This is a genomic window from Phreatobacter cathodiphilus (assembly GCF_003008515.1).
GTDB classification, from domain to species: domain Bacteria; phylum Pseudomonadota; class Alphaproteobacteria; order Rhizobiales; family Phreatobacteraceae; genus Phreatobacter; species Phreatobacter cathodiphilus.
This window is the reverse complement of record NZ_CP027668.1, coordinates 3,438,886-3,463,862: the sequence shown is the minus strand read 5'-3', so window position 1 is coordinate 3,463,862 and position 24,977 is coordinate 3,438,886. Positions and strand designations below refer to the sequence as shown.

The 24,977-nt window shown below is 73.1% G+C and carries 24 protein-coding genes, 1 other RNA gene, 1 pseudogene and 1 riboswitch; of the genes and pseudogenes, 16 read left to right on the top strand and 10 right to left on the bottom strand.

Going from position 1 to position 24,977, the window contains the following annotated elements; translation table 11 throughout:
* The first annotated feature begins 89 nt into the window (after positions 1 to 89).
* Positions 90 to 274: riboswitch (cobalamin riboswitch) on the top strand.
* 115 nt (positions 275 to 389) lie between these two features.
* The 8 genes and pseudogenes from C6569_RS16615 to cobJ all read left to right on the top strand — a co-directional run bounded on the left by C6569_RS16615 (position 390) and on the right by cobJ (position 9,182).
* Positions 390 to 1,022: a HupE/UreJ family protein gene (locus C6569_RS16615; RefSeq protein WP_106749918.1), complete on the top strand. Its 633-nt coding sequence runs from the start codon at positions 390 to 392 to the stop codon at positions 1,020 to 1,022.
* A gap of 13 nt (positions 1,023 to 1,035) precedes the next feature.
* Positions 1,036 to 1,455 carry a DUF1636 family protein gene (locus C6569_RS16610; protein WP_106749917.1) on the top strand — a complete coding sequence of 140 codons (420 nt, stop codon included), beginning with the start codon at positions 1,036 to 1,038 and terminating at the stop codon, positions 1,453 to 1,455.
* Entirely contained in the window at positions 1,452 to 2,483 is a 1,032-nt protein-coding gene (gene cobW / locus C6569_RS16605) for a cobalamin biosynthesis protein CobW (protein ID WP_106749916.1), read from the top strand. Before C6569_RS16610 ends, cobW begins: the two co-directional genes overlap by 4 nt.
* A gap of 10 nt (positions 2,484 to 2,493) precedes the next feature.
* Positions 2,494 to 5,781 (top strand): cobaltochelatase subunit CobN, encoded by a 3,288-nt coding sequence (gene cobN, locus C6569_RS16600; RefSeq protein ID WP_106749915.1) that lies wholly within the window; start codon positions 2,494 to 2,496, stop codon positions 5,779 to 5,781.
* Positions 5,778 to 6,842 (top strand): annotated as a pseudogene (locus tag C6569_RS22275) (hypothetical protein); the annotation flags it as partial. The gene cobN and the pseudogene C6569_RS22275, both read left to right, overlap by 4 nt.
* A gap of 192 nt (positions 6,843 to 7,034) precedes the next feature.
* Entirely contained in the window at positions 7,035 to 7,673 is a 639-nt protein-coding gene (locus C6569_RS22270) for a precorrin-8X methylmutase (RefSeq protein WP_245898355.1), read from the top strand.
* Between the two features lie 4 nt (positions 7,674 to 7,677).
* The gene (locus C6569_RS16590; protein ID WP_106749913.1) at positions 7,678 to 8,418 is read left to right on the top strand and encodes a precorrin-2 C(20)-methyltransferase; all 741 of its coding nucleotides are present in this window, start codon (positions 7,678 to 7,680) and stop codon (positions 8,416 to 8,418) included.
* Complete coding sequence (gene cobJ, locus C6569_RS16585) at positions 8,415 to 9,182, top strand: precorrin-3B C(17)-methyltransferase (protein WP_106749912.1); 768 nt, start codon at positions 8,415 to 8,417, stop codon at positions 9,180 to 9,182. Before C6569_RS16590 ends, cobJ begins: the two co-directional genes overlap by 4 nt.
* On the opposite strand, the gene C6569_RS16580 is transcribed toward cobJ, so the two are convergent.
* The gene (locus tag C6569_RS16580; protein WP_106749911.1) at positions 9,149 to 9,931 is read right to left on the bottom strand and encodes a cobalt-precorrin-6A reductase; all 783 of its coding nucleotides are present in this window, start codon (positions 9,929 to 9,931) and stop codon (positions 9,149 to 9,151) included. The two genes, cobJ and C6569_RS16580, sit on opposite strands and share 34 nt — an antisense overlap.
* Between C6569_RS16580 and cbiE the strand changes: the two genes are divergently transcribed.
* Genes cbiE through C6569_RS16560 form a run of 4 tightly spaced genes read left to right on the top strand, consistent with a single transcriptional unit; the run spans position 9,930 to position 13,664 of the window.
* Positions 9,930 to 11,180: a precorrin-6y C5,15-methyltransferase (decarboxylating) subunit CbiE gene (cbiE, locus tag C6569_RS16575; RefSeq protein WP_245898130.1), complete on the top strand. Its 1,251-nt coding sequence runs from the start codon at positions 9,930 to 9,932 to the stop codon at positions 11,178 to 11,180. The two genes, C6569_RS16580 and cbiE, sit on opposite strands and share 2 nt — an antisense overlap.
* Complete coding sequence (locus tag C6569_RS16570; protein ID WP_215905759.1) at positions 11,177 to 11,587, top strand: cobalamin biosynthesis protein; 411 nt, start codon at positions 11,177 to 11,179, stop codon at positions 11,585 to 11,587. Before cbiE ends, C6569_RS16570 begins: the two co-directional genes overlap by 4 nt.
* Positions 11,584 to 12,345, top strand: coding sequence for a precorrin-4 C(11)-methyltransferase (gene cobM / locus C6569_RS16565; RefSeq protein ID WP_106749907.1), 762 nt, complete (start codon positions 11,584 to 11,586; stop codon positions 12,343 to 12,345). The genes C6569_RS16570 and cobM overlap by 4 nt, the downstream gene beginning before the upstream one ends.
* On the top strand, positions 12,342 to 13,664 hold the full coding sequence (locus tag C6569_RS16560) for a cobyrinic acid a,c-diamide synthase CobB (RefSeq protein ID WP_106749905.1): 1,323 nt from the start codon (positions 12,342 to 12,344) through the stop codon (positions 13,662 to 13,664). The genes cobM and C6569_RS16560 overlap by 4 nt, the downstream gene beginning before the upstream one ends.
* On the opposite strand, the gene cobF is transcribed toward C6569_RS16560, so the two are convergent.
* A complete protein-coding gene (gene cobF / locus C6569_RS16555) occupies positions 13,661 to 14,413 on the bottom strand; it encodes a precorrin-6A synthase (deacetylating) (RefSeq protein WP_106749904.1) in 753 nt (250 codons plus the stop codon). The two genes, C6569_RS16560 and cobF, sit on opposite strands and share 4 nt — an antisense overlap.
* A gap of 133 nt (positions 14,414 to 14,546) precedes the next feature.
* Here cobF and uxaC point away from each other — a divergent pair, with 133 nt between their 5' ends.
* Positions 14,547 to 15,983 carry a glucuronate isomerase gene (gene uxaC, locus C6569_RS16550; RefSeq protein WP_106749902.1) on the top strand — a complete coding sequence of 479 codons (1,437 nt, stop codon included), beginning with the start codon at positions 14,547 to 14,549 and terminating at the stop codon, positions 15,981 to 15,983.
* A 218-nt stretch (positions 15,984 to 16,201) separates the two neighbouring features.
* Here uxaC and recR read toward each other — a convergent pair whose 3' ends face one another.
* The 5 genes from recR to ffs all read right to left on the bottom strand — a co-directional run bounded on the left by recR (position 16,202) and on the right by ffs (position 19,819).
* Positions 16,202 to 16,807, bottom strand: coding sequence for a recombination mediator RecR (gene recR / locus C6569_RS16545; protein ID WP_106749900.1), 606 nt, complete (start codon positions 16,805 to 16,807; stop codon positions 16,202 to 16,204).
* Between the two features lie 161 nt (positions 16,808 to 16,968).
* Positions 16,969 to 17,439: a cupin domain-containing protein gene (locus C6569_RS16540; RefSeq protein ID WP_106749898.1), complete on the bottom strand. Its 471-nt coding sequence runs from the start codon at positions 17,437 to 17,439 to the stop codon at positions 16,969 to 16,971.
* Between the two features lie 7 nt (positions 17,440 to 17,446).
* Positions 17,447 to 17,770 carry a YbaB/EbfC family nucleoid-associated protein gene (locus C6569_RS16535; protein WP_106749897.1) on the bottom strand — a complete coding sequence of 108 codons (324 nt, stop codon included), beginning with the start codon at positions 17,768 to 17,770 and terminating at the stop codon, positions 17,447 to 17,449.
* Between the two features lie 21 nt (positions 17,771 to 17,791).
* A complete protein-coding gene (locus C6569_RS16530) occupies positions 17,792 to 19,639 on the bottom strand; it encodes a DNA polymerase III subunit gamma/tau (protein WP_106749896.1) in 1,848 nt (615 codons plus the stop codon).
* A gap of 84 nt (positions 19,640 to 19,723) precedes the next feature.
* Positions 19,724 to 19,819, bottom strand: an RNA gene (gene ffs, locus C6569_RS16525) — signal recognition particle sRNA small type.
* A 107-nt stretch (positions 19,820 to 19,926) separates the two neighbouring features.
* Between ffs and C6569_RS16520 the strand changes: the two genes are divergently transcribed.
* Positions 19,927 to 20,343 (top strand): HIT domain-containing protein, encoded by a 417-nt coding sequence (locus C6569_RS16520; protein ID WP_106749893.1) that lies wholly within the window; start codon positions 19,927 to 19,929, stop codon positions 20,341 to 20,343.
* Positions 20,344 to 20,408: 65 nt separating this feature from the next.
* Complete coding sequence (nudC, locus tag C6569_RS16515; RefSeq protein WP_106749891.1) at positions 20,409 to 21,392, top strand: NAD(+) diphosphatase; 984 nt, start codon at positions 20,409 to 20,411, stop codon at positions 21,390 to 21,392.
* A gap of 115 nt (positions 21,393 to 21,507) precedes the next feature.
* Here nudC and C6569_RS16510 read toward each other — a convergent pair whose 3' ends face one another.
* The 3 genes from C6569_RS16510 to C6569_RS16500 are packed head-to-tail and all read right to left on the bottom strand — an operon-like array spanning position 21,508 to position 24,090.
* Complete coding sequence (locus tag C6569_RS16510; protein WP_106749888.1) at positions 21,508 to 22,410, bottom strand: LysR family transcriptional regulator; 903 nt, start codon at positions 22,408 to 22,410, stop codon at positions 21,508 to 21,510.
* A gap of 40 nt (positions 22,411 to 22,450) precedes the next feature.
* The gene (locus tag C6569_RS16505) at positions 22,451 to 23,314 is read right to left on the bottom strand and encodes a prephenate dehydratase (RefSeq protein WP_181313790.1); all 864 of its coding nucleotides are present in this window, start codon (positions 23,312 to 23,314) and stop codon (positions 22,451 to 22,453) included.
* Positions 23,315 to 23,355: 41 nt separating this feature from the next.
* The gene (locus C6569_RS16500) at positions 23,356 to 24,090 is read right to left on the bottom strand and encodes a 3-deoxy-manno-octulosonate cytidylyltransferase (RefSeq protein ID WP_106749886.1); all 735 of its coding nucleotides are present in this window, start codon (positions 24,088 to 24,090) and stop codon (positions 23,356 to 23,358) included.
* Between the two features lie 185 nt (positions 24,091 to 24,275).
* Between C6569_RS16500 and C6569_RS16495 the strand changes: the two genes are divergently transcribed.
* The gene (locus tag C6569_RS16495) at positions 24,276 to 24,818 is read left to right on the top strand and encodes a c-type cytochrome (RefSeq protein ID WP_106749884.1); all 543 of its coding nucleotides are present in this window, start codon (positions 24,276 to 24,278) and stop codon (positions 24,816 to 24,818) included.
* Positions 24,819 to 24,977 lie beyond the last annotated feature (159 nt).

Sequence of the window (24,977 nt, the reverse complement as noted above, 5' to 3'; positions counted from 1 at the left end):
GCCCAGCCCGGCGCCGCTTGCAAACCGGCCGCGCGGCCGGACACGTCCCGCGCCCGCCGGGGCGGATTGCAAATGGCGCAGCGCCCCGATAGTCCTATGGGGGTGACGGTGCCTCCCCCGGGAGGTGAAAAGGGAACGCGGTGCGACGCCGCGGCTGCCCCCGCAACTGTAAGCGGCGATCCCTGCGCCGAATGCCACTGGACTGCGAGGTTCGGGAAGGCGGTGCAGGGCTAAAGCCGTGAGCCAGGAGACCTGCCGTCACCCGTGCTTCTCATAGGCCCAACGGACGGGGTGTTCCGCTGGCGGCTGTGTCCGGACGTCGCGTGCGTCCGGCTCCGTCTGTGGGAGCTTTGCCGGATGCGTCCGGCCGCCTGACGGAGACTGCCGCGATGTCGACCATCGTTCGTACCGCCCTGACCACCGCTCTCGCAGCGCTCGCCGCGACGGGCCCGGCCCTCGCCCACCACCCGATGGGCGGCGCGACGCCGACCACCTTCCTGCAGGGTCTGCTCTCCGGCTTCGGCCATCCGATTCTCGGCCTCGACCATCTCGCCGCGCTCGTCGTGGTCGGCCTCCTCGCCTCCCGTGCCGGCCGCGGCTGGTTCATCCTGCCCGCGCTGTGGATCGGAGCCATGGGCGTCGGCGTCGCCGCCCACCTCGGCAGCGTCGACCTGCCCGGAGCCGAACTCCTGGTGGCCGGCAGCCTCGTCGCCATCGCGCTGATCGCCGTGCTCAATCCCGCCCTGCCGGTCGCCGTGACCGGCTCCGCCTTCCTGGTCGGCGGCTTCGCCCACGGCCATGCCCTGGCCGAGAGCGTGGTGGGCGCCGAGCCCATGCCGATCGCCGCCTATCTCGTCGGCCTCGTCGTCGTGCAGGCCGCCATCACCACCGCCATCGCGTTCGCTGCGCGCCGACTGTTCCCGGCCGGCGCCGAGGCCCCGGCGGGGTTCCGCGCGGCCGCGGGCGCCATGGGCGCCGTCGGCCTCGTCTTCCTGGTGATCGCCGCCCGAAGCCTCGCCTGACGCCGAGGCCACCATGTCACAACCTGTCGAAAGCCCGGCTTCGGCCGGATGCGAACCCGTTCGCCTGATGGTCTGCACGACCTGCCGGGCAGCCGGCGCCGACGCGGACGCGCCGCGTCCCGGCGTACAGCTCCTCGCCGCCCTCGGCGAGGCCATCGGGGCCGATACCGATGCGGGCGCCCGTGTCGTCGTCGAGCCGGTCGAGTGCCTGTCGGTCTGCAAGCGTCCCTGCACGGTGTCCATCACGGCGCCGGGCCGCTGGACCTATGTCTATGGCGACGTGGACCCGGCGGCCCATGCCGGGCCGCTCGTCGCCTTCGCCGCCCAGTACCAGGCCACCGCCGACGGGCTCGTGCCCTGGCGCGAGCGCCCGGACTTCATCCGCAAGGGCGTCGTCGCCCGCATTCCCCCGCTGGGCCGAGCCACGCCATGACCCCCACCAAGATCCCCTGCACCATCGTCACCGGCTTCCTCGGTGCCGGAAAGACGACGCTCGTCCGCCACCTGCTCGAGAATGCCGGCGGCCGCCGCCTCGCGGTTCTCGTCAACGAGTTCGGCGACCTCGGCTTCGACGGCTCCTTCCTCGCCGGCTGTGGCATCGCCGGCTGCACGGCGGAGGACATCGTGGAGCTTCCCAACGGCTGCATCTGCTGCACGGTGGCGGACGATTTCGTTCCGGCGCTGGAAAAGCTGCTCGGCCGCGCCGATCCGCCGGACCACATCCTCATCGAGACCTCCGGCCTCGCCCTGCCGAAGCCGCTCGTCGGCGCCTTCAACTGGCCGGCGATCCGCTCGCGCGTTACCGTGGACGGCGTCGTCGCCGTGGTGGACGGACCGGCGGTCGCGGAGGGGACCTTCGCCGACGACCCGGAGGCGCTGGCGGCGCAGCGCGCCGGAGACGGCGCGGTCGACCACGACAATCCGCTGGAGGAGGTCTTCGAGGACCAGATCCTCTGCGCCGACCTCATCCTCCTCAACAAGTGCGACGGGCTCTCCGAGGCCGACCGCCTGCGCGTGCGGGCCGAGATCGCGGCGCATCTGCCCAAGGCCATCAAGATCGTCGAGGCCGCCCACGGGCGGATCGAGCCGGCGCTCGTCATCGGCCTCGGTGCCGCGGCCGAGAGTGATCTGTCGGCCCGCCCCTCGCACCACGAGAGCGAGGCCGACCACGACCACGACGACTTCGACAGCGCCGCCTTCGCCCTGCCGAAGGTCGCGGCGCCGGAGGAGCTCACCGCGCGCGTCGCCCGGGCGGCGGAGGCCGAGGGCGTGCTGCGGGTCAAGGGCTTCACGGCGGTGGCCGACAAGCCGATGCGGCTGGTGATCCAGGGCGTTGGACGGCGGATCTCCCACCACTACGACCGGCCCTTCGCGGCCGGCGAGCCGCGTGAGGGCAGGCTGGTGGTCATCGGCCTCAAGGGCTTTGACCGCGCGGCCGTCGCCGCGGCCCTGGCGGACTGAGGGCGGCCGCATGCACCTCCTGCCGACCACGACGGTGACGCTGGACGAGGGCGGCTTGGCCGTCGATCTGGCCCTGCCGGCCGCCGACGTGGTTGTGCTCTCCTTCGCCGACAGCGACCTCTCGGCCCTCGCGGCGGCCGAGCGCGGCGGGCTGACCCTGGCGCTCGCCAGCCTCCGGCGGCTGCGCCATCCGCTCTCGGTCGATCTCCTGGTGGAGAAGACCGTCGCGGCGAGCCGCTTCGTGGTGATCCGCTGCCTCGGCGGCCTCGACTACTGGCGCTACGGCATCGAGCAGGTCCATGCCGCCTGCCGCGCCCGCGGCATCGCGCTGGCAGTTCTGCCGGGCGACGACCGGCCCGACGACAGGCTCGCGGCCTATCACACGGTTCCCGCCGATCTCGCCGAGGCGCTCCTCGGCTATTTCCATGCCGGCGGTGGCGCGGAGAACATGGGCCGCCTGCTGCGCGCCGCCGGGCGGCACCTCGCGGGAGGCGGCGCCCCGGAGCCGCCCCTGGCCCTGCCGGCCCTCCTCGCCGTCGTGCCCGACGGAACCGCCGATCCGTCGGCGGCCCTGGCGGCGCTCGATGCGGACCGGCCGCTCGCCCTCGTCCTCGTCTATCGCTCGGCGATCGCCGCCGGCGACACGGCGCTGCCGGCGGCGATCGCCGATGCGCTGGCGCGACGCGGGCTCGCGCCCCTCGTCCTGGCGCTGACCAGCCTGAAGGACCCCGCCGCGACCTGGCCGCTCGCGGCCCTCGTGGTGCGCCGCCGGCCGGCCGTCGTCGTCACCACCACCGCCTTCTCGGCGCGCGAGGGCGAGGGCTTCGTCCTCGACGCGGCGGATTGCCCGGTGATCCAGGCGATCCCCGCCGGCAGCACGCGGGAGGCGTGGGCGGCCTCGCCGCGCGGGCTCTCGGCCGCCGACCTCGCCATGCAGCTCGCCCTGCCCGAATTCGACGGCCGCATCGCCGGCGCCCCGGTCGCCTTCAAGGAGGAGGTGGAAGAGGCTGGCTTCACCCGCCGCCGCTTCGTGCCGGACGGCGAGGGCATCGCCCATGTCGCCGATCTCGCGGCGGCCTGGGCGCGCCTCGCCGGACGCCCCCGGGGGGACCGGCGCCTCGCCCTGGTCATGACCGATTATCCGGCGCGCGGCGGCCGGGCGGGTTTCGCCGTCGGGCTGGACACGCCGGCGAGCGTCGCGGCCATCCATGGCCTGCTCGCCGGGGCCGGCTACAGGCTCGGGTCCCTGCCCGAACCGGCGGAGCTGATGCCGTCTCTGCTGGTCTCCTCCGACCATATCGTCCTGCCGCTGGCGCACTATGCGCGCATCCTCGCCGGCCTGCCGGAGGAGGCACGCGCCACCCTCCTCGCCGCCCATGGGGTGCCGGAGGCGGATCCGGCCGTCCGCGACGGGGCCTTCCGCTTCCCCGTCCTGCGCAGCGGCCATCTCCTCGTCGCGCTGCAGCCGGCGCGCGACACGGCCTGCGACCGCAAGGGCCGCTATCACGACCCCGACGTGCCGCCCGGGCACGGCCATCTCGCCTTCTACGCCGCGCTGCGCGAGAGGGAGGGGATCGACGCCCTCATCCATCTCGGCACCCACGGGGTGAGCGAATGGCTGCCGGGCAAGGCTGTGGCGCTGTCGCCGGCCTGCTGGCCGCGGCTCGTCACCGGCGCGCTGCCGGTGGTCTATCCCTATGTGGTCGACGATCCCGGCGAGGCGGCGCCGGCCAAGCGGCGTCTCTCCGCCGTGACCCTCGGGCACCAGCCGCCGCCGCTGGCGGAAGGCGGACCCGGCGGCGAGGTCGCCCTGCTGCGCGACCTCGTCGAGGATTACAGCGCGGCCCAGGTTCTCGATCCCCGCCGGGCGGACATGGTGGCCTGTGACATCCGGGCGCGGGCACGAGCGAGCGGGCTCGCCGCCGCGGCCGGCCTCGACGACGCCATGCCGATGGACGAGGCGCTCTCCCGCCTCGACGCCCATCTCTGCGATCTCGCGGAGATGCCGTTCCGCGACGGGCTGCATGTCTTCGGCGCGGGCGGCGACGCCGCCTCGGCGGCGGGCGAGCGCCATGGCCTCCTCGCCGCCCTCGACGGGCGCTTCGTGCCGCCGGGGCCGGCGGGCTCGCCGCATCGCGGCCGGCCCGACGTGCTGCCGACGGGGCGCAACCTCTCGACCCTCGACCCCCGCGCCATCCCGACCCGCGCGGCCGCGCGCCTCGGCGCCCGCGCCGCCGCGGCCGTCATCGCCCGCCACCTGCAGGACGAGGGCGACTATCCGCGCCGCATCGTCATGGATCTGTGGGCCTCGCCCACCCTGCGCTCCGGCGGCGAGGACATCGCCCACGCCCTGGCGCTGATGGGCGTGGTGCCGACATGGGACGCCGCCTCCACGCGCGTCACGGGCTTCGAGATCCTGCCTCTGGCCCGGCTCGATCATCCGCGCGTCGACGTGACGGCGCGGATCTCCGGCGCCTTCCGCGACACCTTTCCCGACCAGATCGCCCTCATCGACGCCGCCGCCCGGGCCGTCGCGGCGCTGGACGAGGAGGACGGCGACAATGGGCTCGCCGCCGCCCGCCGCCGCGGCGAGGACGGGGCGCGTGTCTTCGGTGCGGTGCCCGGCCGGTTCGGCACCGGCGTCGCCGGGCTCGCCCTCGACGGGCCATGGCAGGAGCGCAGCGAGTTCGGCGAGGCCTATCTCGCCACCGCGGCCCTCGCCTATGGCGGCCCGACCGGGGACGGCGATGCCAATCCGGCCTTCGCCGAGCGGGTGGCGGCGGCCGACGCCTTCATCCATGTCAGCGACGTCGCCGGCCGCGATATCCTCGAGGCGTCGAGCGCGGCCGATGCGGTCGGCGGCTTCGTCGCGGCGGCGCAGGCGCTCGGCGCGTCGCCCCGCGCCTACAGCCTCGACACCAGCCGCCCGGAGGCGCCGCGGGCCCGCAGCCTCGCCGAGGATCTCTCGCGCATCGTCCACGGCAGGCTCGCCCATCCCCGCTGGATCGAGGGACAGCTCCGCCACGGCTGGCGCGGGGCCGCCGAACTCGCCGAGGCGCTGGACGCGCTATTCGTCTATGCGGCGACCACCGACGCCGTGCCCTCGGCCCATTTCGACACGCTGTTCCAGGCCTGGCTCGGCGATCCCGCCCGCGTGGCGCTGATCGAAGCGGCGAACCCTCCGGCCCTGGCGGCGATAAGGGCGCGCTTCGCAGAGGCGATGCGCCGCCGCCTCTGGGTGACGCGGCTCAATTCCGCCGGTCAGGCCCTCGCCACCCCGGCGGACGCGGCGGCATGACAACCGATCAGTCCCTGCGGCGCGGCTGGTGTCCCGGCGCCCTGATGCCGATGGAGACCGGCGACGGCTGGCTGGTGCGCCTCCACCCGCCGGGGGGGCGCCTCTCCGCCGGGGCGCTGGAGGCGATCGGGCGGCTCGCCGCCGAGCACGGCAACGGCCTTCTCGACATCACCTCCCGCGCCAATCTGCAGATCCGCGGCGTCGGGCCGGAGACCCACCGTCCGCTCGTGGCGGCGCTGCTCGCCGCGGGGATCGTCGATCCGCGCGAGGAGAACGCGCCCTACCGGCCGGTGCTCGCCGGCCCGCTCGCCGGTCGCGACGCCGGCGACCTCCTCGACGTGGCGGCGCTGGCCGAGGCGGTGGAGGCGCGGCTGAGGTCGGTGCCCGGCGTGCCGGCCAAGACGCTGGTAAAGATCGAGGGCGGGGGCCTGCCGCCCGGAGGGGGATCGCCGGATATCCGGCTGGTGGCGCTGGGGGATCAGCTGGCGCTGGTCGCCGCCGGCCGGGCCTATCGGGTCGCGCCGAGCGAGGTGCCGGAGGCGGTGGCCACGTTGCTGGGGCGGCTCGCCATCCGCCACCGCGCGCAGCCGACGGTGGTGCATCGGCTGCGCGACGTGGATCCGCACGAGATCGCCGCCCTGGCGGCATCGCTCGGCCTGCCGGCCCTCGCCGTGCCGCCGCCGCCCGCCCCGCCGCCGCGCGTCGGCGTCGTTGCGGAGGCAGGCGGAACCCATGCGGCGCTCGCCGCCGCCCCGTTCGGCCGGACGTCATCCTCGATGATCGAGGCGCTCGCCGCGCTGATGCGCCGGCACGACGCCTTCGACCTCAGGCTGACGCCGTGGCGCGGGGTGGCGCTGACCGGCCTCAGCGAGGCGGGAGAGGTTCTCGCAGCCCTCGCCGATCTCGGATTCATCGTGGAGGCGAGCGATCGTCGCCTGGCCGTCGATGCCTGTCCCGGCGCGCCCGCCTGCGCGCGCGGGGAGGTGCCCGCCCAGGCGGACGCGGCCCGCTTCGCCGCGGCCCTGCCGACCGATGTGGACGCCTCCTTCTCCCTCCACGTCTCGGGCTGCGCCAAGGGCTGCGCGCGCTCCACCCCGGCGACGCTGACCCTGGTCGGCCGCGGCGGGCTCTACGACATCGTTCCCGGCGGGCGGGCGGGCGATCCGCCGCGCCGCAGCCTCGACGCCGCCGCCGTCGTCCGGCTGCTCGCCGCAGGCGGCGATCCGGCAACCGCCCTCCAGAAGGCCGAACCCATGACCGTCGCCACCCGCTCCGACCACATCAAGGACGGCGCCGCCATCTATGCGCGCTCCTTCGCCATCATCCGGGCCGAAGCCGACCTCGACCGCTTCCAGGGCGTCGCCGAGCGTGTGGCGGTGCGCATGATCCATGCCTGCGGCATGACCGACCTCGCCGGTGACATCGTCATGTCCGAGGATTTCGCATCCGTCGGCGAGGCGGCGCTCGCGCGTGGCGCGCCCATCCTCTGCGACGCCAAGATGGTGGCGAACGGCGTGACGCCGTCGCGCCTCCCCGCGGGCAACAGGGTCGTCTGCACCCTCGACGACCTGCGCGTGGCCGGCCTCGCCACAGCCCTCGGCACCACCCGGTCGGCGGCGGCCATGGAGCTGTGGCGCGAGGAGATGGCGGGCAGCCTCGTCGTCATCGGCAATGCGCCGACATCGCTCTTCCACCTCCTCGACATGCTGGACGGCGGCGCCGCGTCCCCGGCCGCGGTCATCGGCGTGCCGGTGGGCTTCGTCGGCGCGGCGGAATCGAAGGAGGCGCTGGCGGCCGACGGCCGCGTGCCCTTCCTCATCGTGCGCGGACGTCGCGGCGGCTCGGCCATCGCGGCCGCGGCCGTCAACGCCCTCGCCAGCGCGCGGGAGTGAGCCGATGACCCCGGTCGCTCGTCCCGTCTTCTTCGGCGTCGGCCTCGGGCCCGGCGACCCCGCCTATCTCACCGTCCGGGCGCGGCAGGTGCTCGACGAGGCGGACCGGCTGGTCCACTTCTGCAAACGGGGCAGACGCGGCAATGCCCGCACCATCGTCGACCGGATCCTGGGGCCGCAGCCCGCCCGCGAGATCGCCCTGGTCTATCCCGTCACCACCGAGGCGGCGCCGGGCGAGGAGGCCTATGACGGCCCCATCGCCGCGTTCTACGAGGAGAGCTGCGCCCTGCTCGCCGCCGAGGCGGAGGCGGGCCGGCGGATGGCGATCCTCTGCGAGGGCGACCCCTTCTTCTACGGCTCGCTGATGCATCTGTGGCGGCGGCTAGCGCCCCGCTATCCCTTCGAGGTGGTGCCCGGCGTCAGCGGCATGTCGGGGGCCTGGACGCTCGCCGGCGCGCCGATCACCTGGGGCGACGACGTGCTCACCGTGCTGCCGGGAACCCTGCCGGAGGAGGACCTCGTGCGCCGCCTCTCGGGCACGGACGCGGCGGTGGTGATGAAGCTCGGCCGCCACCTCGCCAAGGTGCGGCGGGCGCTCGGCGCGGCCGGCCTGCTCGAGCGGGCCATCTATGTGGAGCGCGCCGCCATGGAGGGGCAGAGGATCCTGCCGCTGGCGGCGAAGGACGACGACGAGGCACCCTATTTCGCCATGGTGCTGGTGCCGGGGGAGGGCCGTCGGCTGTGACCGGAACCCTCACCGTCGTCGGGCTGGGCCCCGGCGATCCCCGCTACCGGACCCCCGCCGCCGAGGCGGCGCTGGCGTCGGCCACCGACCTCGTCGGCTACGGCCCCTATCTCGACCGCGTGCCCGAGCGTGACGGCCTCGTGCGCCATCCGTCCGACAACCGCGTGGAACTCGACCGCGCCCGCCATGCCCTGGATCTCGCCGGGGCCGGTCGCCATGTCGCCGTGGTCTCGGGCGGAGACCCCGGCGTCTTCGCCATGGCCGCGGCGGTCTTCGAGGCGCTGGAGGAGGCGCGGTCCGCATGGGCCGGCGTATCGGTCAGGGTCGAGCCCGGCATCACCGCCATGCTGGCGGCGGCGGCGCGGCTCGGCGCCCCGCTCGGCGGCGACTTCTGCGCCCTGTCGCTGTCGGACAATCTCAAGCCGTGGGACGTGGTGATGAGCCGGCTCCGCGCCGTCCTGGCGGCGGACTTCGTGGTGGCGCTCTACAATCCGATCTCCCGGGCGCGGCCATGGCAGCTCGGCGCGGCGCTGGCGCTGGCGGCGGAGATCAAGCCGTCCGAGACCCTCGTTGCCTTCGCGCGGGCGGTCGGCAGGGCGGACGAGAGCCTCGCGGTGGTGCCGCTGGCCCAAGCGGTCGAGCGCGCCGCCTCGGCGGACATGGCGACGCTGGTGCTGATTGGCGCGACCACGACGCGGCTGGTGACCGGGGGCGACGGCGCCCGCCACCTCTACACGCCGCGCAGCGTCGGGAGGCAGCCGTGATCTGCGAGCCAGCCCATCGCCTCGTCCACCGTCAGGACGGTGGGCACGCCGGGCTTCGCCGGGCGGGAGACCATGACCACCGGCAGCCCGAGGCGACGCGCCGCGGTGATCTTGGCCGCAGTGGCCTCGCCGCCGGCATTCTTGGCGACGACGATGTCGACGGCCTCCCGCCGCATCAGGTCGGCTTCGGCCTCGACCTCGAAGGGACCCCGGTCGCGGATCAGCGTGAGATCGGGGGGGCGAGGGCCCTCCGGCGGGTCGATGACCCTGGCGAGATAGGCGTGTTGCGGAGCCGCGGCGAAGGCGGCGAGTTCCTGGCGGCCGATGGTGAGGAAGACACGGCGCGACGCGTGGCCGAGCGCGGCGACGGCCTCGGCCACGGAGCCCACGGCGATCCAGCGGTCACCCTCCTCCTGACGCCATTCCGGACGCCTCAGGGCGAGAAGCGGAACGCCGGCCGACAGGCAGGCCTCGGCCGCGTTGAACGGCATGATCGCCGCGAAGGGATGGGTGGCGTCGACGACGGCCCGCGTGCCCGACGCCGCGAGGAAGCGCGCCAGTCCTTCCGCACCGCCGAAGCCGCCGATGCGCACCGGCAAGGCGAGCGGGCGCGGCGCCTGGGTGCGGCCGGCGAGCGAGACCGTCGCCGCGACGCCCGGATGGTCTGCCGCGAGCCGCGCGGCGAGGGCCGCGGCTTCGGTGGTGCCGCCGAGGATGAGCAGGGGCGCGGGCGGAGGGATCTGGTCCATGGCTGATGTGTCGCGGATGGAGAGCCCACTGTCGAGCGGCCAGGACGCGCGGTGGCTGTCGCTCGTCGGCATCGGTGAGGACGGCCGCGCCGGGCTGACGGCCGCCGCCTCCGCGGCGATCGACGGGGCCGAGCTGGTCGTCGGCGGCGCGCGCCATCTCGCGCTGGCGGGTCCGCTCGCCGCCCCGGCGCTCGCCTGGCCGAACCCGCTTCACGCCGCCTTCCCCGCAATTGTCGCGAAGCGCGGGCGGCCGGTCTGCGTGCTCGCCACCGGCGATCCCTTCCACCACGGCGTCGGGGTGCAGCTCGCCCGCCTGGTGGCGCCCGAGGAGATGCAGGTCTTTCCGCAGCCCTCCGCCTTCGCGCTCGCCTGCGCGCGGCTGGGCTGGGCGCAGCAGGACTGCGCCCTCGTCTCGCTGCACGGCCGGGCGCTGGAGCGTATCATTCCGCACCTGCAGCCGGGCGCACGGATCCTCGCCCTGTCCTGGGACGGCTCGACGCCGGAAAAGGTCGCGGCGCTGCTCGCCGACCGCGGCATGGGCGGCTCGCGGCTCACCGTGCTCGAGGCCATGGGCGGCCCGCGCGAGCGTGTGCGCCGGGCGCCGGCGGCGACCTTCGATCTGGCGGGCATCGACCCGCTCAACACCCTCGCCGTCGAGGTCGTGGTGGAGGCGGGGGCCGAAGCGCTGCCGCTGGTGCCGGGCCTGCCGGATGCGCTGTTCGAGAGCGACGGCCAGCTCACAAAGTCGGAGGTGCGGGCGGTGACCCTCGCGGCGCTCGGCCCGCGCCGCGGCGAACTCCTCTGGGACATCGGCGCCGGCTCGGGCTCTGTCGGCATCGAATGGGCGCTCGCCCAGTCCGACAACCGGGTGATCGCGGTGGAGACGCGGGCCGAGCGCGCCGGCCGCATCGGGCGGAACGCCGCGCGGCTGGGCGTCACCGGCCTCACCGTGGTGAGCGGTGAGGCGCCCGCCGCGTTTGCCGGCCTGCCGGCGCCGGACGCGGTCTTCATCGGCGGCGGCATCGGCAATCCCGGCCTGGTCGAAGCCGCATGGGACGCGCTCCGGCCCGGCGGCCGCCTGGTCGCCAACGTGGTGTCGCTGGAGGGCGAGGCGCGCCTCGCGGGTCTGTTCCAGCGCCACGGCGGCGACATGCGGCGCATTCATGTGTCGCGGCTCGACGCGGTCGGCACCATGCACGGCTGGCGGCCGGCCATGGCGGTGACGCAGTGGCGGGTGGTCAAGCCATGAGCGCGCCCACGATGATCGTTGCCGGCATCGGTCTGAGGCCGGGCACGGAGGAGCCGGCTATCCGGGCCTGCCTCGACCTCGCCCTCAACCGCCTGTCGCTCGGCCCCGCCGATCTCGGCTGCCTCGCCACCGTGTCGTCCCGCGCGGCGGAGCCCGGCCTCGCCGCTCTCGCCGCCCGGCTCCGCCTGCCGCTGGTCGGCCTGCCGGACGAGGCGCTGGCCGGCATGGATGCCGGTTGCGCCACCCGCTCCACCCGCGTCGTCGCGCTTTACGGCGTCGGCTCGGTCGCCGAGGCCGCGGCGCTGGCGGCGGCCGGGGCCGGCGCCGAACTCATCCTTCCTCGCATCGCGCTCGGGCGCGTCACCTGCGCCCTCGCCCGCGGCCGAACCCGATCGGAGACGCCATGACCGTCCATTTCATCGGCGCAGGCCCCGGCGCTGCCGACCTGATCACCCTACGCGGCCGCGACCTCATCGCCCGCTCGCCGGTCTGCCTCTTCGCCGGCTCGCTCATCCCGCGGGAGATGCTGGCCTGGTGCCCGCCGGGCGCCCGCATCGTCGACACCGCGCCGCTCGACCTCGACGCCATCCTGGCCGAGATGGCCGCCGCCACGGCGGCCGGTCAGGACGTGGCGCGGCTCCATTCCGGCGATCTCTCGGTGTGGAGCGCCATGGGCGAGCAGCTCCGCCGCCTCGATGCCGCGGGAATCCCCTATACGGTGACGCCGGGCGTGCCCGCCTTCGCCGCCGCCGCGGCGACGCTGGCGCGCGAGCTGACCCTGCCGGAAGTAGCCCAGTCGGTGGTGCTGACGCGCACCTCGGGCCGCGCCTCGGCCATGCCGCCCGGCGAGACGCTGGCGGCCTTCGGCGCCACCGGCGCGACCCTCGCCATCCACCTGTCGATCCACGTGGTCGACCGCGTGGTGGCGGAGCTCACCCCTTTCTACGGCGCCGGCTGTCCGGTGGCCGTGGTGTTCCGCGCCTCCTGGCCGGACGAGAGGGTGATCCGCGCGACGCTCGGGACGCTCGCCGCCGAGGTGGCCGCGGCCAGGCTCGAACGCACCGCGCTGATCCTCGTCGGGTCGGCGCTCGCCTCCCACGACTTCCGCGAGAGCGCGCTCTATTCCGCCGGCTACGACCGCCGCTTCCGCCCGGGCGCGCCGTGACCGCCCCCGGCCTCCTCATCGGCGCGCCGCGGTCGGGCTCCGGCAAGACGACGGTGACGCTCGGCATCCAGCGGGCGCTGAGGGCGCGCGGCCTTAGCGTTCGCGGGATCAAATGCGGGCCGGACTATATCGACCCCGCCTTCCATGCGGCGGCGACGGGCGCACCGAGCTGCAACCTCGACAGTTTCGCCATGCCGGAGGCGCTGGTCGCGGCGCTGGCGGAGGAGGCGGCGACGGGCAGCGACATCGTCGTCGCCGAGGGGTCCATGGGCCTCTTCGACGGCGTCAGGGCCGCAGCCGGGCAGACCGGCGCCAGCGCCGACATCGCCGCGCGCCTCGGCTGGCCGGTGGTGCTCGTCGTGGACGTGTCGGGGCAGGCGCAGTCGGCCGCCGCCATGGCGCTGGGGATGAGGAACTATGACACGCGCATCCGGATAGCCGGCGTCATCCTCAACAAGGTGGCGAGCGAGCGGCACCTGAGACTGGTGCGCGAGGGGATGGACCGCATCGGCATGACCGTGTTCGGCGCGCTGCCGCGCGAAGCCAGGCTGATCTTGCCCGAGCGCCATCTCGGCCTCGTGCAGGCGGGCGAGACCGCCGACCTCCACGCCCGGCTCGACAGGCTCGGCGAAGCGGTGGCCGCCCATGTCGACCTCGACGCGCTGCTGGCCGCCGCGGTCGCCGCGCCGCTTGCCACAAAGGCGCCCGTGGGGCCGCCGCTGCCGCCTCCCGGCCAGCGCGTGGCGGTGGCGCGCGATGCCGCCTTCTCCTTCATCTATCCCCATGTCGAGGCGGGCTGGCGCGCCGCCGGTACGGTTCTCGTGCCCTTCTCGCCGCTCGCCGACGAGGCGCCGCCAGAGGAGTGCGACGCCTGCTGGCTGCCCGGAGGCTATCCCGAGCTGCACGCGCGGCGCCTCGCCGCGGCCGGGCGGTTCCTGGCGGCCCTGCGCGCCTTCGCCGCCACCCGCTCCGTCCATGGCGAGTGCGGCGGCTACATGGTGCTCGGCGACGCGCTGGTCGATGCCGAGGGCGTCGCCCATCCCATGGCGGGGCTGTTGCCGGTGACGACGAGCTTCGCGAAGCGGAAGATGTCGCTCGGCTACCGGCTGGTGACGACGGAGGCGGCGAGTGCGCTCGGGCCCGCGGGCACGGCCCTCTCCGGCCACGAGTTCCACTATGCGACCATTGCGGCGGCGGCGGCCGACGGCGCCCTGGGTGCGGCCCGGGACGCGGAGGGCACGGCGCTCGGCCCGGTCGGCCATGTGCGCGGCCATGTCTCCGGCTCGTTCTTCCACGCCATCGCGCGGCTACCGGGCTAGTCCCTACGGCGCAGCAGGTAGGTGTCCATGATCCAGCCGACGGCGGCCCGCCGCTCGGCGCGCAAGGTGAGGATGGCGTCGCGGATCTCGGCCAGGGGCCCCGCCATCAGCACCTCGTCCGGCGTGCCGAGATAGGCGCCCCACCAGATGTCGAGCCCGGCGGGGTCGACGGCGGCGAGGCCGGAGCCGTCGTCCAGCATGACCACCGTCGAATCGATCTCGGGCGGCAGGCCCTCGCCGATGCGCCGGCCGGTGGTGACGTGGACCGGCTCGCCGATGCGGTTGAGCGGAATGCGGTGGGCCGCGGCCAGGGCCTGCGGGGCGCTGATGCCGGGGATGACCTCGAGGTGGAAGGCGAGCCCTGCCGCCGCCACGGCATCGAGGATGCGGATGGCGCTGTCGTAGAGCGCCGGGTCGCCCCAGACGAGGAAGGCGCCACGACCGCCTTCGGGAAGGTCGCGGGCGATGGCCTCGACGAGGAGGCGGGTGCGCGCGGCGTGCCAGTCGGCGACCGCCTCCCGGTAATCGCCGCCTGAGGCGCGGCGCGGATCGGCGATGCGGACGAGGCGCCAGCCGGGCCGCGCGGCGTGGCGGGACAGGATCGCCTCGCGCACGGCGACGAGCTGGTCGGCGGCGCGGCCCTTCTCCAGGACGAAGAACACCTCGGCGGCGGCGATGGCCTCGATCGCCTGCAGGGTGAGGTGGCCGGGATGGCCGGCGCCGATGCCGACGAGGGTGATGGTGCGCATGGCCCCTGCCTGCCCCATCGGCGGTCGGGCGGCAAGCGCTCTGGTTGACTTCGGGAGCTACCATACTAGCTTTCCCCGGCTGTCGGAGACGAAGGGCGCCCGGGAGAGGCGGCCATCCGCAGCGGGAGGCCCCATGACCCCGTCGCGGCTGCCATCGCCGTCGAGCCGCATCTGCGCGCCGGACCGGCTGTTCCCTCTCGATCCCACGGCGCGGGCCATCGCGCGCCGCCTCTACGACAGCGTCGCAAACCTGCCGATCGTCTCGCCGCACGGCCATACCGACCCGCGCTGGTACGCGGAGAACGCGCCCTTTCCCGATCCGGCGCGGCTCTTCGTCGTGCCGGATCACTACGTCTTCCGCATGCTGCATGCGCAGGGCGTCAGGATGGAGGATCTCGGCGTGCCGACGAAGGACGGGACGCCGGTGGAGACGGACCCCAAGGCCATCTGGCGGCGTTTCGCGGCGCATTATCACCTGTTCCGCGGCACGCCGACACGGCTGTGGCTCGACCACGCCTTCGCCGCCCTGTTCGGCCTCGACGAGCGGCTGTCGGCGGCCAATGCGGATGCGGCCTACGAGCGGATCGCCGCGGCGCTGGCGCTGCCGGCGTATCGGCCGCGGGCGCTGTTCGAGACCTTCGGCATCGAGGTGATCGCCACGACGGAAGGAGCTCTCGACGATCTCGAATGGCACGCCATGCTGGCGGCCTCAGGCTGGAAGGGGCGGGTCGTCACGACCTATCGGCCGGACGCGGTGGTCGATCCGGATTTCGAGGGCTTCCGCGCCAATGTCGCCCGCCTCGGCGAGATCACCGGCGAGGACACGGCGACATGGGCCGGCTATCTCGCGGCGCACCGCCGGCGCCGCGCCTTCTTCAAGACGCATGGCGCCACCGCCTCCGACCACGGCCACCCCTCGGCTACCACGGCGAACCTGTCTCCGGCGGAGGCCGAGGCGCTGTTCGGGAAGGTGCTGGCCGGCGCAGCAAGTGCGGGCGAACGGGACCTCTTCCGCGGCCAGATGCTGACCGAGATGGCACGCATGAGTCTCGACGACGGGCTGGTGCTGCAGATCCATCCGGGCTCGCGGCGCAACCACAATGCCGGGATCTTCGCCCGCTTCGGCCGCGACATGGGCGCCGACATTCCAGGCCCCACCGACTATGTCGGTGCCCTGAAGCCCCTGCTGGACGCGGTCGGCAACGAGCCCTCGCTCACCATCATCCTCTTCACCCTCGACGAGACCGCCTATTCGCGCGAGCTCGCGCCGCTCGCCGGCCATTATCCGGCGCTGCGGCTGGGGCCGCCCTGGTGGTTCTTCGATTCGGTCGAGGGCATGAAGCGATTCAAGCAACAGGCCATCGAGACCGCTGGCTTCTCCAACACCGTCGGATTCAACGACGACACCCGCGCCTTTCCCTCCATCCCCGCCCGGCACGACGTGGCGCGGCGGGTCGATTGCGCGCATCTCGCCGAACTCGTCTGCGACGGGCGCCTCGACGAGGACGAGGCGCAGGAGCTGGCCGTCGACCTCGCCTATCGGCTGGCGAAGGAAGCCTACCGGTTGTGAGGGGCGGGCCCTCCGCCCTGCGCAGAGACAGGGGCCACGACACGTCCCACGTTGTCGCATCGCCGGCCGTCACCCCCGGCGAGGCCGAAGGCCGAGGGAAGGGGGTCCAAGAGGCCGCAGGAAGCACCCTGCAACCCCTGGATCCCTTCCCCTCGCTGCGCTCGGCCGGGGATGACGGCCAGGTGGCGGCTGGAGCCGAGGAAGGGCTCCCGTGGACATCAGAACGTCGTGCGTGACCTGATGGCCGCAGAGATCGTGCCCTCGTCGAGATAGTCGAGCTCGCCTCCCACCGGCACGCCGTGGGCGAGGCGGGTCACCGCCACGCCGGTGCCGGCGAGGAGGTCGGTGACGTAATGGGCGGTGGTCTGGCCGTCGACGGTGGCGTTCACCGCGAGGATGACCTCGCGCACGCCGCCCTCGCGCACTCTGGTGACCAGGCTCTCGATGTTGAGGTCCTGCGGCCCGACGCCGTCGAGGGGCGAGAGCGTGCCGCCGAGCACGTGGTACTTGGCGTTGATGGCGCCGGCGCGTTCCAGCGCCCAGAGGTCGGAGACGTCTTCCACCACGACGATCACGCCGCCGTCGCGGCGCGGATCGGTGCAGATGGTGCAGGGGTCGGAGGTGTCGACATTGCCGCAGGTCGAGCAGATGACGATCTTGTCCAGCGCTTCCGTCATGGCGGCGGAGAGCGGTTGCATCAGGCTTTCGCGCTTCTTGACGAGATGCAGCGCGGCGCGCCGCGCCGAGCGGGGCCCGAGGCCCGGCAGCTTGGCGAGGAGCTGGATCAGCCGCTCGATCTCGGGGCCCGCGACCCTCTTGGACATGGATGGACTACCTTCTCGGGGGAATCATCGACGGGTGCCCCTCCCTCCGTCATGCCCGGCCTCGTGCCGGGCATCCACGACTTTTTGTCAGCCCCGGTGGTCAGGTCGTGGATGGCCGGGACAAGCCCGGCCATGACGCGGCGCGAGCCGCGCGCCCGCCGTCAGGTCTTGCGACGGTCCTCAGTCCAGTCGCTCTGCCGGATATTCTCCAGCGGCACCTCGGCGCCGAGGCCCTCGACGAAGGCGACGCCCTGGTCGGGATAGAGGCAGACCTCGTGGGGAAAGCGGTTGCCGAAGGCCCAGATGACGAGGTCGGCCGTGCCGGTGTTCTCGAAGCAATGCGGATCGGGGTCGCCGGCGCGGTAGCAGAAGGCCTCGCCCGCCTTGGCGGGATGGCGCTCCTCGCCGTGGATCAGCGTGCCCTCGCCCGCCATGACCACGAGGATCTCCTCCTGGAACAGGTGCCGGTGGCGGCGCGAGGAGCGCATGCCCGGTTTCACCGTCTGGACGAGGAGGCCGATCGTGTCGCTGCCGAGGGTGCGGCCGATGTCGGTCATGGTGCCGCCGATCCCCGCCTCGAAGGCATAGGCGAAGGGCGTGATGTCGGCGATGGCGACGCGGCGCGGCGGCACGGGCGCCTCAGAACGGCAGTTTCATGCCGGGCGGCAGCGGCAGGCCGCCGGTGACGCCCTTCATCTTCTCCTGCGCCACCACCTCGGCCTTGCGGCGGGCGTCGGCATGGGCGGCGAGCAGCAGGTCCTCGAGGATCTCCTTCTCGTCCGGCTTCAGGAGCGAGGGATCGACCGAGACGCTGCGCAGGTCACCCTTCACGGTGAGGCTGACGGTGACCATGCCGCCGCCCGCCGTGCCCTGCACCTCCGTGCGCTCCATGTCGGCCTGGGCCTCCTGGAGCTTGGCCTGCATGGCCTGCGCCTGTTTCATCAGGCCCATGATGTCCTTCATGGCGAAATCCTTGGCTCGGGGTCAGAAGTCGTCGTCCCAGGGATCGACGGGTTCCCAGTCGCCCTCGCCATCGTTCTCAGCGGCGGGGGCGAGCGGGGCGGGTTCCGCCTCGGCGCCGCCGTCGAGCGGGCGCACCGCGACGATCTCGGCGCCGGGGAACTTCGCCAGCACGGCCTGGACGGCGGGATGGGCGAGGACGCCGCGCTCGCGGTCGGCCTGTTCGGCGGCGAGGCGCTCGCGCACCGTCGGCTCGCCCTCCTCGGAGGAGATAGTGACGACCCAGCGCCGGCCGGTCCAGTCGGTCAGCTTCTTCTGCAGGTCGCCGGCGAGCGTCGGAGCGGCGTTGCGGGTGGGGCGGAAGTCGATGCGGCCGTCCTCGCAGCGCACGAGATGCATGTCGCCCTCGAGCTGCTGCTTCAGCCTGACGTCGCGCTTCTCCGCGGCGAGCTTGATGACCTCGGCGAAGCTGGCGAGCACCATATGCGGCTGGGCCTGCGGCGCGGCCTGTTCGCGCATGGCGACGGGCGCGCCCTCGGGCCTCGCGACGGAGCTGAGCCGCGGAGCGGCCGCGGCCGCGGCGGCCTGGGCCGACCCGCCACCGCCACCACCGCCGCCGCCGGAGGGCAGGCGCGGGGCCGCGCCTGCGCCGACCGCGCCGGAGCCGTCGGCGAGCATGCGCAGCGCCTCGTCCGGTGTCGGCAGATCCGCCGCATAGGCGATGCGCACGAGGACCATGTCGGCGGAGGCCAAGGGTTTGGGCGAACGCGCCACCTCCTCGATGCCCTTCATCAGCATCTGCCAGGCGCGGGCGAGCACCCGGTGCGACAGGCGGCCGGCGAAGTCGCGGCCGCGGCTGCGCTCGGTCTCGGAGAAGGCGACGTCGTCGGCGGCGGCCGGCGCGACCTTCACGCGGGTGACGAAATGGACGAATTCCGCGAGTTCGCCGAGGACGATCTCCGGGTCGGCGCCGTCGTCGTACTGGCTCTTGAACTCGGCCATGGCGGCTGCGACGTCGCCCTTCATGACGTGCTCGAAGAGGTCGATGATGCGGGCGCGGTCGGCGAGGCCGAGCATGCGGCGCACGTTCTCGGCAGTGACCTCGCCGGCGCCGTGGGCGATGGCCTGGTCGAGAATGGAGAGGCTGTCGCGCACCGAGCCCTCGCCGGCGCGGGCGATGAGGCCGAGGGCGTCCGGATCGACGGCGACGCCCTCCTTCTCGCAGATGCCGGCGAGATGGTTCACCAGCACGTCGGCCTCGACGCGGCGCAGGTCGAAGCGCTGGCAGCGGGAGAGCACGGTCACCGGCACCTTGCGGATCTCGGTGGTGGCGAACATGAACTTCACGTGGGCCGGCGGCTCCTCCAGCGTCTTCAGGAAGGCGTTCCACGCCTTCTCCGAGAGCATGTGGACCTCGTCGACGATATAGACCTTGTAGCGGGCCGAGACGGGCGCGTAGCGGGCGCCGTCGGTGATCTGGCGGACATCGTCGATGCCGGTGTGGGAGGCCGCGTCGATCTCCATCACGTCGACGTGGCGGCCCTCCATGATCGCCTGGCAATGGGTGCCGGGGCGGTCGAGGTGGATGGAGGGGCGGTCGACCTCGCCGGGCAGCTCGTAGTTCAGCGCACGGGCGAGGATGCGGGCGGTGGTGGTCTTGCCGACGCCGCGCACCCCGGTGAACAGATAGGCCTGGGCGATGCGGCCCGTGTCGAAGGCGTTCGACAGGGTGCGGACCATGGCCTCCTGGCCGATCAGGTCGGAGAAGTGCTGCGGCCGGTACTTGCGGGCGAGGACGCGATAGGGCGTGGCCTTGGGCGGCTCCGGCGTCCCGAGAGCGAACCCGGGTTCGGTCTCGGGCGAGGAATCCATGGCAGTCCTGCTCGGGGTCTGGCGAAGGGCTCATGCCAGTGTCGCGCGCGGCGCGCGCGAGGGCAACCATCCGCTGAGGATGAAGTGGGAGGCTGACACGCGACCCGAAACGGGCTCGTTACGGCTGCTTCCTTCCGGACCTGACCGGGTTGGCGAGAGTCTCGTCCACCGCCAACCTCCCACCGGCTATATGGCGGGAAGGCGGGCGGGACGCAAGCGGCCTTCGCGCCGGACCGGACAGGCCGTTGCGGAGCGGCTAGAGTGGCGACAGTTTTCCGGAACCCGCCATGACATCCGCCTTCGCTCTCGATCCCCGCCTCGCCGCCGATACGCTCGCCGTCGCCGACCTGCCGCTCTCGGCGGTGCGGCTGATGAACGACGCCACCTATCCCTGGCTGATCCTCGTGCCCCGGCGCGAGGGGGCGGTGGAGATCGTCGACCTTTTGCCCGAGGACCGCATCCAGCTCATGGAGGAGATCGCGGCCATCTCCGACGTGCTGCGGGCCATGACCCGCTGCGAGAAGCTCAACGTCGCGGCGCTCGGCAACATGGTGCCGCAGCTCCACGTCCACGTCATCGGCCGCTTCGCCGGCGATCCCGCCTGGCCGGGCCCCGTCTGGGGCAAGGCGCCGGCGCAGCCCTATGCCGAGGCGCCGCGGGAGGGGTTCATTTCCGCGCTGAGGGCAAGGCTCTCCGCCGGTTGAACGCGTTGCTCACGCCTGTCGGCCGTGCGAGCGTTCCGGCCCCCGTTCCGGAAAGCCCCCTCGCCATGTCCGACGCCCTGCCGCCGCTCCCGCCCATCACGCTCGGCTATACCGAGAACGACCTCGACAGGATGAGTGCCAAGCGCGGCGACGAGGCCTGGCTCGCCGCCACCTTCGCCGACCCGCGCACCCGGCTCTACGTCTTCGCCGGGGAGACGCCGATCCTCAGGCGCAACGGCGAGCGCGGCGATCCGCTGTTCACCGCGGCCGAGGCGGAGGCTTTCGGCGAGCCGCTGGAGACCGCCTTCCTCGGCCTCGCCAACGGCGCGCCGCGCTTCGCCCGGCTGGTGCCGGAGCTCGCCAAGACCGATCCCAACGCCTATCGGATCGCCGAGATCAAGGTCGACGACCCGACCCTGCTCATCACCGACATGCGCACCATCGCCATGACCGGCGTCGTCGAGCCGCACCATCTCGGCCCCATGGCGCAGGGCAAGTCGGTGATGCACTGGCACGCCACCCACCGCTTCTGCGGCAAGTGCGGGGCGCAGTCGAAGCTGTCGCAGGCCGGCTGGCGCCGCGACTGCCCGTCCTGCGGCGCGCAGCATTTTCCGCGCACCGACCCCGTCGTGATCATGCTGGCGGTGGACGGCGACCGCTGCCTGATGGGTCGGCAGCGCCGCTTCCCGCCGGGGATGTACTCGGCGCTCGCCGGTTTCCTCGAATCGGGCGAGACCATCGCCGACGCCGTGCGCCGCGAGATCATGGAGGAGGCGGGGGTGAAGATCGGCCGCGTCACCTATCTCTGCGACCAGCCCTGGCCCTTCCCGGCGTCGCTGATGATCGGCTGTCTCGCGGAAGCCACCAGCCGCGACATCGAGATCGACACGGAGGAGCTCGAGGACGCGCGCTGGTTCACCCGCGAGGAGTGCTGGATGATGCTGGCGAAGCAGCATCCCGGCCGGCTCTCCTGCCCGCCGCCGCTCGCCATCGCGCACCACCTCATCCGTGCTTTCGTCGACGGGCCGCAGGTGACGGGGGGGCGCTGACGTTTCCCGCGGGTCCTGTCGACCGGACCCCGCGACGAGCGCAGGGCACGACGGCGCCGCCTCCTTCACCTCTCCCCGCCGGGGAGAGATGACGCGGTGCACCGACCGCGTTCCTCTATCGCAGCCGGCTCTTCACCAGCGCGACGGCCTCGGCGGCCGCCGTGCCGGCCGGCTGCGGGAGCCAGAGGCAGGAGATCGTCCAGGGCGGCAGGCCCTCGGCCTCGACCAGCGGCAGCACGGTCGCACCCGTCACCGCGAGGCGCTTGGCCACCACCGAGGGCACCAAGGCAGAACCGAGCCCGAGGCTGACCATGGCGGCGACGCCGGCCCAGCTTTCGGCCTGCTGGGCGACGAAAGGAACGGTTCCCGTCGCCTGCAGCGCGGCCAGCACGCCGTCATGGGCAAGTGCCGCCTTCTCCCGCGCCAGCATGACGAGGGGCTTGCGGGCGAGGTTCGACAGGCTCGCCGTCTTCCTGAGCCGCGCCTCGGCATCCGGCACGAGGGCCGACCACTTCGACGTCGCCACCTCACGATGCTGGATGCGCGGATGGGCCGGCAGCGGCGGGGCGGTGAAGACCATGGCGAGCCGCCCCTCGGCCAGCGCCGCCATCTGGTCGGCCAGCGGCCCGTGATGGAGGGCCGGCGCGAAGCTGGCCTCGACCCAGGCAGGGTCCTCGAACAGTTCGCGCAGGGGCCCGAGCATCGCCTCGTCGGTGACGCCGATGCCGATGGTCTCTGCGCGCTCCGCCACCGCGCGCGCGAGGCGCGCGGCGCGTTCGGCGGCGGCGAGCGACAGCCGGACCTCGGCGACGAAAGCGTCCCCCGCCGCCGTCAGCCGGACCGACTTGCCGGCATGGTCGAAGAGTACGACCCCGATGCGGCGCTCGAGCTGGGCGATGCGGGCGGCGGCGGTGCGCTTGCCGACGCCCAGTCGAGCGCCAGCCGCCGCGAGATCACCGGTGTCGGCGAGCGCGATGGCGATGCGCAGCGTGTCCATGTCGGGAAGGGCAGGGTCCATGGACCCGAGGGTGCCGCGATTCGCGGCCGCGGCGCGAGGCTCACTCCGCCACGGTCTTCTCGACCTCGTTCCGCCAGGGGTGCTGGGGATAGACGCCGAGGATGGTCAGCTCCTTGGCGAAGAAGGCGAGCTCCTCCAGCGCCAGCTTGACGTTGCGGTCGTCGGGATGGCCCTCGATCTCCGCGTAGAAGCGCGTGGCGACGAAGCGGCCGCCGATCATGTGGCTCTCCAGCTTCGTCATGTTGACGCCGTTGGTGGCGAAGCCCCCCATGGCCTTGTAGAGCGCCGCCGGCACGTTGCGCACCTGGAAGACGAAGCTCGTCAGGCAGTTCTGGCCCGGTGCCGCCCAGATCTTCTGGCGCGACAGGATGACGAAGCGGGTGGTGTTGTTGGCGGCGTCCTCGATGTCCTCGGCGAGGATCTCGAGGCCGTAGACCTCGGCGGCGAGGCGCGGGGCGATGGCGGCCTGGGTCGGGTCGTTCATCTCGGCGACCTCGCGGGCCGAGCCCGCCGTGTCCGCCGCAACGATGGGCTTCAGGCCGAGTTTGCGGATGATCTGCCGGCACTGGCCGAGGCCCATGATGTGGCTGCGGGCGGTCTTCACCGTGGCGAGGGACGAGCCCTTCACGCCCATGAGCTGGAAGCGGATCGGCAGGAAGAACTCACCGATGATGTTGAGGCCGGCGGTGGGCAGGAGGTGATGCACGTCGCCGACGCGGCCCGCGATGGAGTTCTCGATCGGGATCATGCCGAGATCGGCGTCGCCGTTCTGGATGGCGGCGAAGGCGTCCTCGAAGCTCGGGCAGGGGAGAACCTCGGCCTGCGGGAAGACCGCATTGGCCGCCTGGTGCGAGAAGGCGCTGAGTTCGCCCTGGAAGGCGATGCGCTTGGGCGCGAGGATCATGGACGCGTCACTCCGGTGGGGCGGTCTGTTTAGCGAAAGGATCAGGCTTTGGCGATGAGGGCGCGGGCGCGTTCGAGGTCGGCCGGCGTGTCGACGCCGAGCGGCACGGCCTCGACCACGGCGATGTCGATGCGCATGCCATTCTCCAGGGCGCGGAGCTGCTCCAGCCGCTCGCGCTTCTCCAGCGGGGCGGGCGGCAGCGACACGAAGCGCTCCAGCGCCGCCCGTCGATAGGCGTAGAGGCCAATGTGATGGTAGAGCGGCCCTTCGCCGGTGGGGGCGGTGGCGCGGGTGAAGTAGAGCGCCCGCAGCCGCGTGGCCGACAGGGGCGTGCCCACCGCCTTCACCACGTTGGGATTGGTGATCTCCTCCTGCCGGGTGATGACGGCGGCGAGGGTGCCGATATCGACGGCGGCGTCGTCGAGGAGGTCGCTCGCGGCGCGCACCACCGAGGGCTCGATGGTCGGCAGGTCGCCCTGGACGTTGACGATGCGGTCGTAGCGGCGGTCGGGGTCGACGAGGTCGGCCGCCTCCTCGATGCGGTCCGAGCCGGTGGGGTGGTCGGCGCGGGTCATGACGGCGCGCCCGCCCGCCGCTTCGACCGCGGCCAGGATCTCCGCCGAATCGGTCGCCACCACCACCGGGCCGAGCCCGGCCGCCTCGGCGCGGCGCATCACATGGACGATCATCGGGGTGCCGCCGATGTCGGCGAGAGGCTTGCCGGGCAGCCGCGAGGCGCTCATGCGGGCGGGAATGAGGACGAGGGATGCGGTCATGGCGGGCGGTTTTCGCGGCGTCGGGCGCAGTTTGGAGGCGGCAAAAAGTAGCATGAGAGAGGCGTGCATATACGGGTTGCCTCACGGGGAGCAAATTGGATAGTGTCCGCGCCAAATCGGCAGGCCCATCCCGCGTGCCCCCGCGCATTTTCGCAAGGCGCCGCCGATCTCTGGAGCTGGTCCCGATGGACGGATTGGAAATCAACAAGGTCATGATGGCCGTGCTTCTCGTCGGCACGGGCACCCTCGGCGGCAGCATTCTGGCCAATGAACTGTTCCGGCCGAAGACGCCGGCGAAGCCGGGCTACGAGGTGGCCGTGGCGCCGCCCGCCGGCCAGCAGACCGCGGCCGCCGCCGCGGCGCCGACCAAGTCGATGGCCGAGGTCTTCGCCTCCGCCAATGCCGCCAACGGCCCGGCCGTGTTCCGTCAGTGCGCGACCTGCCACACGATCAACAAGGGCGGCGCCAACGGTGCCGGTCCGAACCTCTGGGGTGTCGTCGGCCGCAACCATGCCGGCGCCCCGGGCTTCAACTATTCCGCCGCCATGAAGGCGAAGTCGGGCGAGCCCTGGACGCTGCAGGACGTCTACGCCTTCATCACCAATCCGCGGGCGGCCATTCCCGGCACCTCGATGGCCTTCGCCGGCATCCGCTCCGAGCAGCAGCGCGCCGATCTCATCGCCTATCTGCGCGAGCAGTCTGACAGCCCGGTCGAGGTTCCGAAGTAAGAGCCGGCCCCACGAGGGACGGGCGAGGCCGGGCCAGCGCCCGGCCTTTTGCATTTCAGGCGGCGGAGACTGGCCGGCCGGCACGGAACCATCGGAATAAACCTCGCCGAAGCCCCTTATCTTCGCGACGCCTTGCCGTTATCCTGCGTCAGTCCCATT